The sequence below is a fragment of the Spirochaetota bacterium genome, from assembly GCA_030154445.1.
Lineage (GTDB): Bacteria > Spirochaetota > Brevinematia > Brevinematales > Brevinemataceae > Brevinema_A.
The window spans coordinates 55128-68684 of record JAGUQW010000006.1 but is presented as its reverse complement, the minus strand read 5'-3'; the positions used below and the strand labels follow the sequence as shown (position 1 = coordinate 68684).

Genomic DNA, 13557 nt, shown 5'->3' with positions numbered 1-13557 from the left:
CAAAAATGAAAAAATATAAAAAAATTGTTATTGTCAGCCTATCTGTCATTATAAATATTATTATTACAGCGTGTAGTGTTGATACGAATCCTGTTAATATAAGAAATGAAGTTTATTTATCTTTTGTTTTTGGTCAATACCAACTTAATCCATCAGGAGCTGATTTATTAAATACTCCAGATAATTATTTTGTTAACATCCCCAATCCTTTATTTAGTACAATGGATATCTTTAACATTGATAATTATGGACAAATGGATATTTATACAGGGGTATCTCGAGTTATAATACAATTTCAATATGTTCTACAAAACGATATTTGTTCCGCAATATTTGAAATTATGAGTCCAAATATAGAAAATTCAGGATCACTCATCAAAAAAAACAGATATCTAAAAATAAAATTTGATAATAATACCAATCTAATATTTTCTTCTGAATATGCAAATAATACTAAAGATGCTGAACAACTAACTACAACTCTCCCATTCTCTACTCGACTATAATACTATTTTTTTGTGTTTTACACATTAATTGTCTAAAAAAGCTCATTAATTTTCTAAAAAATCCGAAAATATAAACAGTACAGTATATTTTATATATTCATATAAATTTCTTTATGGAAAGCGAGGAAATTATGCAAATTATAAATCAACAAGCCACATCATCAATGAACAGAAATCAAACACATGAGTTCGCACAATTAAAAAATAAAGCCCTAGATGATAAAAAAATCAAAGAGGTATCTCAAGAATTCGAATCATTATTTATAGAAATGATGTTTAAAGAAATGAGAAAAACAATTAATAACAAAAGTACCACTGAAAAAGAATCCCCAGGAAAAGAAATTTTTGATGATATGCTTTATACAGAATATGCAAAAAACACTTCAAAAATCGGTGGATTTGGTCTCGCAAAAATGATAGAAAACTCCTTAAATCCACAATTACAAGAGAGATCTTTATATACATATAAATAAAAAAATAAAAATACTACACAAAGCTAATTTTTTTTAGAATTGATCCGATAATTCATTATATGCAAGGATGCATGTAATAAAACACATCATGGAGGATGTTATGGTTATTAATAATAATATATCTGCGATTTTTGGAAATCGTCAAATGGAAGTTCAAGGTCTTGCTAATAGTAAAACTATGGAAAAATTATCTTCTGGTATGAGAATTAACAGAGCTGGTGATGATGCTTCTGGATTAGCTGTTTCTGAAAAAATGCGTGCTCAAATCAAAGGTTTGAACCGTGCTAATATGAATACTCAAGATGGTATTTCTTTTATCCAAACTACTGAAGGATATCTTGCTGAATCAACACAAATTTTACAACGTATTCGTGAACTATCTATCCAATCTTCTAACGGTATCTATACAGATGAAGATAGAGAATATATCCAAGTTGAAGTTTCTCAAATGATTGCAGAATTAGATCGTATTTCATCACAAGCTCAATTCAATGGAATGAGAATGCTTACTGGAACATTTGAAAAAGCAACTGCTGAAAAACCAGCAACTGCGTCTATGTGGATTCATATGGGTGCAAACATGGATGAAAGAGTTCAACTTAATATTGGAAACATGAATTCTCAAGCTCTTGGATTAAAATCACCTATTGGAAATCCAGCAACTGCTTCTTTCATTTCTTTAAGTACACAAAACTCTGCTAACGCTACTATTGGTCTTGTCGATCAAGCATTACGCACTGTTAACTCACAAAGAGCTGATTTAGGTGCTTACCAAAATAGACTAGAATCTGCAACTCGTTCTATCCAAGTTGGATACGAAAATCTTCAAAGTGCAGAATCACGAATTCGTGATACTAATATGGCTAAAGAATCCAGCGTACACGCTAGAAACCAAGTCATGATGCAAGCTGCAAATGCTATGTTAGCACAAGCTAACCAACAGTCACAAATGGTTTTACAACTTTTAAGATAATATTATTTATAAATCAAAAAAACTCCTAATTTCGATTAGGAGTTTTTTTGATTTATAAATAAATTTGAATATTTGTCATGATATGTTTAATTTATTTGTATAAGGAGTATATTATGATAAAATTATTAATCTTATTGAGTGTTTTTTCAACTTCTTGTTCCAGTGTCCCAAAAGAACATTTTTTAAATCAAGTAAAAGGTAAAATTGCTTATGATACAGAAGCTTTTATTAATGAAAGAGGTAGGTTTTCTAATGATGGAAAAGAATTCGTATTTATCGGTGGTTCTATTCCTCTCAAAATAAATGAAGTTATAGATCAAAATACTGCTTATTATATGGAACATAACATAGGTGTTTATACAAAAGCAGAGTTTCATATTAATGGTAACAAACTAACAATAAACGAAGAAAATGGACAAAATTCTTTTTCTTTATATCTAAATTAGTGATTTTTACAACATAAAAAAAACAGTCTTAATAGACTGTTTTTTTTATGTTGTAACTATTTTTTTTATTAAAATAAACCTTGAATTGAGAAAACAAATTCCCATCCTTCCCAAAAATTTGGATTATTTGCAAGTTGGAACGAAGTACCTCTCCATTCTACAGGACGAGCTGCATAAAGCCGTATCGGTAATACTGGTAAATTAATAGCCAAACCAAGTCCAAAACTCATAATATAATTAGGTCTTCTCCAAGAAAAGTCTTCCCAGTTAGCAAAAATAGCTCCATAATCCCAGAATGCAACAGCTCCTATAAAACTCCAAATAGGTATACGAGTTTCAATAGAGAAATAAGAAGATCCTTCACCTTTAGTTAAGTAATTTAACCAACCACGCATTTTATAAACACCATCAAAATTCATTAAATTAGCATCTCTAAAAGAAAATTTTTGTCCTATTTGAGGAAATAAAAATCCCATATCATAATGAAAAGCTACTGTTAATTCCCAAAATGGTTTGATATAATAGTCAAAACTATATGTTAAGTTAATAAAATGAATATCTCCACCTAGGATACCTCCAGAAAAGGATGCAAATACAGCTGTATTAATACCTTTGGTAGGCCATAAACCACCATCAGTATTATTAAATCGTAATGTTGTATAAATACTAGTTTGTAATGTCCAACTATTTTCTCCATCTGCAAGTGAATCAATTAAATTATCATCTATTTGCCAAATACCATCATACTTTAGAGGTGTGGAGAAAGTCGCTTGATAGTCTTTAAAGATATTAATCTCATAACCAACATTAGCATTCCAATAAACAGCAAACTGAATACCAACTGCCAAACCAATACGAAAGCTCAATCTTGTATACTTATTATCAGACTCGTAACTATTTAGTACACCATCAGCATCTAAGACATAATCAAAATCTGTTCCATCAATAATTCCATCTCGATTTTCATCTGTAGGCATATCTACATATTGATTGTTAAAAACACCAACTATAAAACTTATGGAAAAAGGAGAATTAAAAATAGATGGTTCTGTAAATGTTATCTCACCTAATTGTCTATTTTCACCGTATTCTCCACGTATAGAAATCTGTAATCCACGTCCAAACATATTTTTTTCTGATAATTTAATACCACCACTAAATCCACTAACAGTTCCATAACCAACAAGAAATTCTATCATACCTGTTTGTTGTTCTGTAACAACAAAGTCTACATTAACTAAACCATCTGCACTTCCTGGAGATGGTTCTACTCGAACATCTGAAAAGAATTGTGTTTGCATAAGTCTATTATAACTTTGCTCAAGTTTGTTATTAATATATAGTTCACCTTCTTTAATTTGGATATATCTTTTAATAACACTTGGTAGTGTTTTTGTATTACCACGAACATTTATATTTTCTATATGTGCTCTAGATCCTTCATATATAACAAAAACTGTATCAATAATATTAGCAGTTCTTTTTTCTTGAATAGCAGATATATTTGCAAATAGATAGCCTCTATCTGCATATTTTTTATAAATTAAAGCTCTTGTTTGTTCTACTAAAGTTTTATTATAGGTATCACCTTTTTTAAGAGTTATATACTGAAATAATTCTTTATCTGAAAAAATAGTGTTATTTTCAAAAGAAAAATCACCAACAGCGTACGGTAAACCTTCTTTAATATCAATTCTTAGGACAATACCACGTGTTTTTTTAGTGATTTCACCTTGTTTATTAGTTACAGCAATATCTTCAGTATTCCAAGAAAAATTAGAAATAGTCATATCCATAAAACCATTTTCTTGATAAAAAGCTTGGATAATATCTTTGTCTAAAGCAAATTCATCTTCTTTAAGCACACCACTACGGAAAATCCAAAGTTTCTTTTTAGTTTTCATAATTCCTTGAAGTTTATTTGCTTTAAAAGATTCATTTCCTGTGAAAATAATATCTTGAACAACAATTTTCGGACCTTCTGCAACTTCAAAAATTAAATCATATTGTCCAGGTAATTGTTTGATAGGCGCTAAACGATAGGTAACTTCTGCTTCTAAATTACCTTCTTTTTCAAAGTATCGCTTCAAAGTATAGACAGCAGCTCGAACTGCAGCTTCCCTAAAAGCCATTCCTTCTTTAAGATCGATTTCATCTTTTAATTTTCCTGATTTAAAACGAGATACACCTTCAAATATAATCTTATCTATTAATGATTCTTCAGATACAATAAAAGTTATTACTGCACCAAATTTTGTGTTATTTACCTCAACTCTTGCTGTTTGAAATCGCTGCATAGCATATAAATCTTTTAGTGCAAAGTTTAATTTTTCTGCAGTGAATATATCTCCAGGTCGTAATTGAATAGCATTTAGAACATCGCTTTCACTTGTTGATTTAAGTCCTTGGAACTTAATTTCTGCTATAATTTTTGATATATCTTGTGAGTATATATAAGGTGTGACGAAACAACTTATAACTAAAAAAAATCTTATAAAAAATTTCAATGGGTAACTCCAAATTATATTTATAATTGAAACTAAAATATAATACATATTATTAGAGCAATAAATATGAGCAATAGTTTAATAAGTTAGTATACTATTTTTATTAAAATAAATCAAGCGTAGCATTTATATGATAAGTATCAAAATCTTTTTTTGAGAGAACCTTCCAATATGATTCCTGGTTCAAAAGAATTTTGAGCACTTGGTTTTACTTCGCCTAATACACTAACTCCAACCCCACCTTGCCAATTATAAGGTAATATACTAGACCATTCAAGACCTGCTTTATGTATTTGATTTAAACTACCAGAATCTAAACTAGAGTTATCTGGAGATTCTAATTTCAAATTATATTTGAATTGTAAACCTGCAATTCTTGGTAAATATTGACCCATCTCTAGCTCTGAACCATGAAGAATACTTAATCCTGTTACAGCGTTTCCTGAGCCATTATTTACAGAACGAGTAAGATTCCCTAATACATCTGTTTTTATTTGAAAAGTATCTATAGGTATCAAGCGTTGAATACGCCGTGCTAAAGGCGTTGTAAATAAAGCGTTTTCAGCTACTTCAACTCCGCTAGCAATCAAGTCTTGAGCAGATGATGATGATGATGTTCTAGAATCTTCAATACTACCAAAGCCTAATAAATTTAATAATTCAGATCTTGATTTGGCAGGAGCTGAAGAAATTTGAGATAATTCAAAATCAGGTAATTTTCCTGAAAAACTAACAAAAATATCTATCAATTCATTTTTTGAATTTCGATGGGTTTCTGTATTTAATGAAATATAAGGGAAAGGATCTCCTTGATCTCCAGAGAACTGCATCACTCCTGAACTAACATTTAAATCAGTACTTAAATACGATACCCTACCTTTTTCAATATTAAAATCACCTGTAAACACAACGGTACCATCACCAATATTACCTTCAACAGTAATTGGATTTTGTTGTTCAAATTCTAGATCAAACAATTGATTTAGAAATCGGGATTTATTCTTTAAATCAATATTAATATCTAGGTTTAATATGCTTACTAAACCTAGTAATGGATTTTTTTCTGGTACTGAACTTGTTGTTTTTAAAGTATCTTGTAACTCTAAGCCCAAATTCAAATTTTCAGTACTAATATCTGCAACTAAATCTAAATCATCAATAGTACCACTTAAATTAATATTATTAATATATGTTTTTCCTTTTATAAAAAGATAGGGTACTTCTAAATTCCAATTTAAAAAGGATATTTTATCTCTAGCATTAACTTCTTTACTATAAAAACGAATATCTGTTGTTCCTATTGTTTGATTTTGAATAGAAATAAACCCATCCAAACCAAAAGTACCCCCACCTGTTGCATTAATAGTAATATCTGGAATGTTAATCTGATTGTTTGAAATATACATTATTTGTTTGTTAGTGATCTTTAATGTATTGCGTAAAGATTTTAAAGTGATATTAATATCTTCACCTACTAATTCACCATTAACTATTGGATTATTTAAAGCTCCACTAATAGTCGTATACAGTCCTATATCACCTTTCACTTTACGTACATCACCGCTTAAGGTTAATTTGTTTAGAAGAACATCCCAGTTTAGTGTGGCTTGTATATTATTTTGTATCAAAGCTCCTTCACTAACAAATTTCATACTATCACTGATAAAAGAAATATCCCATGATGGCTTTTTGTTATCAGTAATTACTATACCCATCAAACCTTTGTGTATATTATCAGAAATTAATAAAAACTCTTTTGTATCATGAAATATCTGACCACTTAACTGCATTGGTTTTTTAGATAAAAAATAGAGATTCGGAATGTTATAATTCAACTGACCTTGATTTGATAGCACTGCATAATCAAATTCAAAATCAGTTTTTAAAATATTATCTAGAGTTATTGAACCTGTTAAATGTGAACTCAGGTTATCATTCTGATAATTTAAAGATACATCTGAATCCAAATTCATACGAGAATGTCTTAATCTGAAATCAGTCAATGATACTCCTGTATTCGATACAACAAAGTTAGCTATTGCAACACGAAAAGCATCACTATATTCTCCTTCTATATTAACAGAACCTTTATATAACAAATCTGACCATACACCCTCAATAGTAGTGTCTAAATCAAGTAGGACTGTTTCTGTTTCTTCTGTTTTTAAAAAAGATATTCTATCAAAAATATCAAAATCCAACATATTCTCTACTATCAAATCTTTAATATTTATCTGTGATTTAATTACATAGCGTCCTAATTGAAATTGAAAACTACCCCCTCTATCAAAACGAAATGCCCCTGAAAAGATAGAATCTAAGAAAGAAAAGTATCCATATGCATCCATATTATCTTTGTCCAAACCTATTGTTAAATAACTTGTATCTAACAAACCTGTATTAGTGTTTTGTCGCGAATCAAAATCTAAGGTAATTTTTCTATTGTTAATAGTCCACATTCCTTCTTGTATAGAAAATCTAGTAATAGAGCTCGTATCAAATTCCATTACTAAATACGCATCTAAGAATCCATTTATACCTAATTTGTTTAAGGGATATTTATCAAATAATACTGTAAAATCAGTATTCAAATCTTTTGTTATTGTTTTTATTTTAATTTGTTTATCTACTAATCCTGATACAATAGCATTATTTTGTTGTATATTTACGCCTATTTCTATAGGAATATTGTCATTACTATCAAAACTACCATTTGCCATAATAGTAACTACTGTATTGGAACGAGTAGCAGCAACGAGAATATTACCATCTAGTAAAATATCAGGATTAATAATATGAAATCGTGGAATATTTATTTTTTCATCTTCTATAGCAATAATAGCATCTATCTGTTCTATATTATCTAAAAATCCTTTGATATATCCATTAAGAAAAAATGGTGAAAGTCTATCCTTTTTAAACATATCGATAGAACCCTTGTATCGAGAATCTTTGATACCAAAGATAGGTATTTTAATATTTTGTGCAACAAAATCACCATCTACATCTAATATTTTTAAATTGACGACTGTCTGTCTACTAATAGAGGCACTCACTTCTAAAGCATTATTAGCCAAATATTTGGGGTGAATATTAAATACCCCTTCTGGAGTAAATTCAAACTTTACGGCTGTATTACCTATTAATCCGCCGTTCATTTTGATATCAAAAGCAGTCAAGTCTATTTCATTTCTATTAGGGACAAGCTCTGCTATGCCATTTCCTGAGAAAATCAATCCACTCAAAATAAAACGAACATTATCTAATTCTAATTTCCCCCTAGGTAAAGGATACAAACCTTTTCTAATAGGAATTAGTAAATCGGCTTTTATAGAACCAAAATAATGAGTTTGTAAATTCACTATAGCCGCATATAATTTATGATTTTTCACAGAATCAATAAATACTGACAAACCATAACTAGGATGTTGAGGTGAACTGAAATTTAAATTGAATATCCACTCTTTTTTTCTTTCTGCAGAAAAATTAAAATTCCAAGTACCTGGTTTGAATACATAATCTAAGAGAGTACTTTCTTCAAAATCAGCATACTTAATATCAAAAGTTCTGTGCAAAGAAAAGAAGAAATCTTTTTTATTGATTAATACAATATCATTTGTTTTATAAAGATCATTAAGAGTAAAAGTAGGAACACTATTAGAAAAGATACTATTTATAATTACATTAGATCGAATAATTGGTAAGCCACCAAGATTTAAATGTTTGATATTAATATTTGCAAAACCAGTTAACGATTGTAAATCATTAAACATTCCTTCCGTAGTTAGTTGTGTATCTGCCAATAAGAGTGTATTACTCCACTGTCCATTAACATTAACAAGAGCTTTCCACGATACTTCTCCACTCTTCATAGCAAGATTCATTCCTTTAACATCAAGTTTATACCAAAATTGCGTCATAACATTAAGGGTAAAAGAAATATTTTTGATATTGACTTCAAATTGTAATTGTTCTAATAACTCTTGTGTGTTAACAGGAGTAGTATTTTTAGCTTTTTCAGCAAATTTTGTTTGTAACTTTTTTTGATAATCTTGAATATCAAATTTATGTCCTCTAACAACAATATTTTCTATTTGAACTTCTTTAAGAATTTCTTCAAAATTTCGAGTAAAAATTTTAAAAAAACGATAATGAATATATATTCCTTCTACTCTTAAAGAAAGCTCATCGTTAACTTTGATTTCAAATTCTGCGCCACTAATAAAAACTAAAGGCAAATTTGACACACTACCTATAGAAACTTTTTCTGCTTCTAATAAATCCGCCACAAATACTTCTATAGAATTTTTATTCAAAACAATAAGAATATTAAAAAAACCTAGAAGTATCATATAGACAAAAAACAAGCTGAAAATTAATCGCGGGAAAAATTCTTTTCTAGATCTTTTCAAAGTGCATCCAAAAATGAAATATGTTAACCATTAAAATCTCGTATCTATTTATAAATTTTTATTATATATTTTATTAAGATACTTATCTTCTTTGTTTATTTTAAATGCTTTGTCAAAATATAATTCTGATTTTTGTAAATTTTCTATTTTTCTATAAAAATATCCTAAATGAATATATATATCTAAAATACTTGGTGAAGAATCTTCAGGATTTAATTTTTTCTCTATAGTAGAAAAAATTTGTTGTGCTGATTTCAAATCATTTTTTATTGTATAAACCCACGCTAAAGTATCTAGGTATACAAGCTCTTCAGGTTTCTCTTCCACAACAGCTAAGGCTAATTGTAAAGCTTGATCTGTATTTTTATTTACCGTAGCATAATGATATGCAAGATGGTTTTTAGTAATAATATCAGAAGGATCATACTTTAGTTGATTTGTTAACAATTCTTCCATCTCATCATATTTTTCTTGTTTGTTGTAAATACTTGCTAACAAATTATTTACTAAATTATTTTGAGATAAAATTTTTGACATTGTTATAGTTTTTTGTTCTGCAGAAGTATAATCTTCTTTCATAAAATCTATATAGGCATCCATAAAAAGCAACCAATTTGTATCTATTGTAACATTTTGTTGAACTTCTTGCATGAGAGTCGTTACTCTATCAAAATTTTTCAATAAAAGATTTTCTTCTATTAGTTCCGAATATGTATATAAGGTTTTATTTTTAGATAATGATTCTTCATAATATTTAATTGTTTGTTTACTGTTGATATTTTCTCTAGATATTCTTGCTAAAATATAAGCTATATCTCCATTTGTATCAAATTTACGAGAAAGTGGTAGTAAATATTCTTTTGCTAAAGAGTATTTGTTAGCATCATAAGCTGCTTTACCAATATTTGCTTTCACTTGATATTGTTCTTCTGTTTGTCCTACTCGTTTTAGCCACGCTAATTTGATAAGATTATAATTCAGTGGTAGCTCTTTTTTAACAAATTTATCTTCATCCAAAAGACGCAAAGCACGCTGTGTTCTTCCTAATTGTATTTGAATAATAGCTTGAGCAAATTTGGGATTAATGTTATTTTGAGATAAAAAATAATTCATTATAGTTATTGATTCTGGAGAACCCTCTTCCCACAATGCTAGAATATAGGTATTGAATAATTCTGGGGTCATAATAGCTACAGGAATATTTTGAAAAAAAGAAATAGCGTCAACATAATTCATACGATATGTTTCCAAAACTGCCAATTTCGCTATTAATTCAGGAGTAGAAGTCAGCTCCAAAGCTTTGTGATAATATTCTAAAGCTTTTACTTTTGATTGTTGTTCCAAATAAATATCACCTAAATATACTCTGCTTTGAAAGGAAAATTGTTCCTTCCCCTGTTCCAACGGAGCATAAGCAGCTCTTTTGAAATAAGCAATTGAATGAGCATATGTTGAAGCAGTAAAACGATATAAGCCTGCAAAGTAATTAGCCATTAGATTGGAAATATCTTGTTTTAAAACGAGGTCAGACATCACCATCCCCATTTCTTTATCACCTACCATCCATGCTATTTTCAAGCTATTGTCTTGGATAGTGGAAGAATCTGGAAACAGATCCCATATTTTAGCAATATTGTCTCTGATACCTGGGTAAGCTGTTTTTAATAAATTGGTATCTTGTCGTTGAATTAAATCTGCAACATATTCGCTATAAACTTCTATTAATAAACTCATTACATATTCATTAGTAAAATTATTTTCTTTGAGATTTTCTAATATATGTCTTGATTTTGAAAAATCTCCTGAAAAACGAGCATCAATTGCTTGCGTATAGAAAGTTTCAACTTCATTAGATTTGATAGTTAATTGTGCATGATTCAAAGATGCTACAAACACTAATAAAATAAATATAATTTTTTTCATCTTTTATCCTTACTATTATTTTTATATAGCTTCTTCAATTACTTGATTAATTTAATTTCGCATTTATTCATAATCTTTATTTAAATCTATAATTGTCAATGTTGATTTGAATAAAGATACAAAATTGCTATAGATCATTTCATCATTTGTTATTGTCAAAATAACCTGCCATCCTTCATATACTAAGGCATTAATTACATCTATAAAATTTTGTTTTCTAATAGAATCAAAATTACCAAAAGGATCATCAAGCAAAATAATTCCAGGCTGCTTATTTAAAATTGTTTTTGCCAAGGATAATCGAAGTAAAAACCAAAATTGAGAATATACAGAATGTCCAAGAGTTTCTAAAGGAAATCTTTCTCCATAACCATTTTCTGCAAATATTTTTATCCCTTGTTGAGAAACATGCTCGGCAACAAAAGATTTGTACTTACCTCCAAAAAAGTTCTGTACTAAATATTCAAAAAACGAAGAATTCAATGTTTTGGTCAGTAATGTTTCACTATTTGATTCCATATTATGATAAATATTCATAATCTTTTCTGATTTGTATCTATCTTTACCAATTTGATCCACTAATAGGTCAACAGCTTCCAATAATTCATAATACCCTCCAAGATCTTTACTGTTAATTTGCAATCGATACAATTCAGGATAAAAATATTCTATTGTTTCTTTATGATCTATATTTTTTAACTCTTCAATTAGTCCTCTAATCGTATGAGTTATATGTGATTTAGAATGTTCATATTCGTGAGAAATATTGCTTCTTTGATTCATCAATTCATATTTTTGCGACTTGACTTCTTGAAATCCATCATAATCAAAAACAGGATCTTCTTGATCTATCAATGCATACCAATCCTGCATTTTTTTATAAATAAGAGCAGGATCTTCTGTTTCATACAAAGGGAAAACAATCTGTTCTATTTTTTCTAATTCAAGATCATTATTGTACATTTTTCTTTGTTGTGTTTTGAGTGTTTCTATTTTTAAAAAAAGTGATTTTATTGTTTTTCTTAATTCCAAAACATCTTCTTTTGATTTGTTCAACAAATTCTTTTGATGATCTAATTTATCATTTGATCTTGTGAAGTTTTTTTGAGCTTTATCTATCAAAAATTTATGAAAAAAATTAGGATTATCTTTTGTGCTATCTGACAAACTCTGGACATATATACTATGAAACAATGTTTTTAATAAGAAAAAAACACCTATTACAAAACAAACTAAAGCGAGACCTTTTACCTTTGTGAAAGAGGTAATACCCATTGATTGATAAGCTAACGAAATACTCGCAATCACCATAAATAAACCTATCAAAAAACCTAGAATAGATTCTCCCAAAGAACTATTATGATTTGTATACGGTGCATTCAAAACTTCTTCTTCTGTTTTTTGCAATTTCACTATATCTAATAATAATTCATCTATACTATCTTCTGTATCCAAAATATGATCGTCTTGTTTTTTAAGAATTATTTTGAGATTTTCATGCTCTTGAATTGAATTTTCTATTTCTTGATCAAGCTCTTTTAGGTCTTGTTTCTTATCCAAACAATCAAAATAGTGTTGAGCCTTTTTTATTTTGTCCATTAAAAAATACAAATGTTGTGTTGATTCAAACTGATTTTCAACTTCTGATATAGCACCTATAGAATCGTTAAGTTGATACAAACCATATTCTTTACTATTGATTTTTTCAAATTCAGGAAGTAGATCTTCAAGCGTTTGTTTGAGATTGAAAATCCCATCATGTAATTGTACCAACCAAGAAGTTTTTGCAGTTTTACTGACACCCATTGCTTTTAGAAAGCTTTTTTGCAAATTTTCAGAAATTTCATCTTGTCCATATAGAATTTTATTAATTTCATTATTCCAATATTCATGTTTTTGTAATTCTTCTTGTGTTTTATGCTTAAAAAGTAGATCATTTTCTTTGACAAATAATAAATTTCTCATTCTTTCACCATCATAATAGAGGTATAAAGGATCTACTGACATTTGAACATTAGCCTTACCGCCAATTGTTGTTGTCCACGATTCGTCTTTGAATTGTTCTGAGTTTTCAAATAATCCCTTTGATATCCAATTAAGAAAATGTGTTTTTCCTCTTTCGTTATCACCAATTATTAATGTCACTTGAGATAATTTTGTATTAATATTTTTTAAAGGACCACTGTTCTTGATAACAATTTGATTAATTCTCACATTTGCCTCATTTTATATTCTTTAATAAATAATTTTTAGATTGTTTTTAGATTATATGCAATAATCCTTATCTTAATTATCGACGATTATTTGTATAATATTA

Annotated in this window: 8 protein-coding genes; 4 read left to right on the top strand and 4 right to left on the bottom strand. The window is 28.5% G+C overall.

Annotated features, from left to right (window positions below; all coding sequences use genetic code 11):
- Nucleotides 1-5 precede the first annotated feature (5 nt).
- From KFW21_03560 to KFW21_03545, 4 genes are all read left to right on the top strand, one after another.
- On the top strand, nucleotides 6-506 hold the full coding sequence (locus KFW21_03560; protein ID MDK2818510.1) for a hypothetical protein: 501 nt from the start codon (nucleotides 6-8) through the stop codon (nucleotides 504-506).
- A 131-nt stretch (nucleotides 507-637) separates the two neighbouring features.
- The gene (locus tag KFW21_03555; protein ID MDK2818509.1) at nucleotides 638-979 is read left to right on the top strand and encodes a rod-binding protein; all 342 of its coding nucleotides are present in this window, start codon (nucleotides 638-640) and stop codon (nucleotides 977-979) included.
- A 100-nt stretch (nucleotides 980-1079) separates the two neighbouring features.
- Nucleotides 1080-1952, top strand: coding sequence for a flagellin (locus KFW21_03550; GenBank protein ID MDK2818508.1), 873 nt, complete (start codon nucleotides 1080-1082; stop codon nucleotides 1950-1952).
- A gap of 113 nt (nucleotides 1953-2065) precedes the next feature.
- On the top strand, nucleotides 2066-2398 hold the full coding sequence (locus tag KFW21_03545) for a hypothetical protein (GenBank protein ID MDK2818507.1): 333 nt from the start codon (nucleotides 2066-2068) through the stop codon (nucleotides 2396-2398).
- A 68-nt stretch (nucleotides 2399-2466) separates the two neighbouring features.
- On the opposite strand, the gene bamA is transcribed toward KFW21_03545, so the two are convergent.
- From bamA to KFW21_03525, 4 genes are all read right to left on the bottom strand, one after another.
- Nucleotides 2467-4905, bottom strand: a complete 2439-nt coding sequence (gene bamA, locus KFW21_03540) for an outer membrane protein assembly factor BamA (GenBank protein MDK2818506.1) — start codon at nucleotides 4903-4905, stop codon at nucleotides 2467-2469.
- 140 nt (nucleotides 4906-5045) lie between these two features.
- Nucleotides 5046-9257, bottom strand: coding sequence for a hypothetical protein (locus KFW21_03535; protein ID MDK2818505.1), 4212 nt, complete (start codon nucleotides 9255-9257; stop codon nucleotides 5046-5048).
- Between the two features lie 108 nt (nucleotides 9258-9365).
- Entirely contained in the window at nucleotides 9366-11240 is a 1875-nt protein-coding gene (locus KFW21_03530; protein MDK2818504.1) for a tetratricopeptide repeat protein, read from the bottom strand.
- A 63-nt stretch (nucleotides 11241-11303) separates the two neighbouring features.
- Nucleotides 11304-13454, bottom strand: coding sequence for a hypothetical protein (locus KFW21_03525; protein MDK2818503.1), 2151 nt, complete (start codon nucleotides 13452-13454; stop codon nucleotides 11304-11306).
- Nucleotides 13455-13557 lie beyond the last annotated feature (103 nt).

Coding starts and splice junctions, on each gene's coding strand:
- KFW21_03560 (MDK2818510.1), top strand. CDS start 6: ATGAAAAAATATAAAAAAATTGTTATTGTCAGCCTATCTGTCATTATA.
- KFW21_03555 (MDK2818509.1), top strand. CDS start 638: ATGCAAATTATAAATCAACAAGCCACATCATCAATGAACAGAAATCAA.
- KFW21_03550 (MDK2818508.1), top strand. CDS start 1,080: ATGGTTATTAATAATAATATATCTGCGATTTTTGGAAATCGTCAAATG.
- KFW21_03545 (MDK2818507.1), top strand. CDS start 2,066: ATGATAAAATTATTAATCTTATTGAGTGTTTTTTCAACTTCTTGTTCC.
- KFW21_03535 (MDK2818505.1), bottom strand. CDS start 9,257: ATGATACTTCTAGGTTTTTTTAATATTCTTATTGTTTTGAATAAAAAT.
- KFW21_03530 (MDK2818504.1), bottom strand. CDS start 11,240: ATGAAAAAAATTATATTTATTTTATTAGTGTTTGTAGCATCTTTGAAT.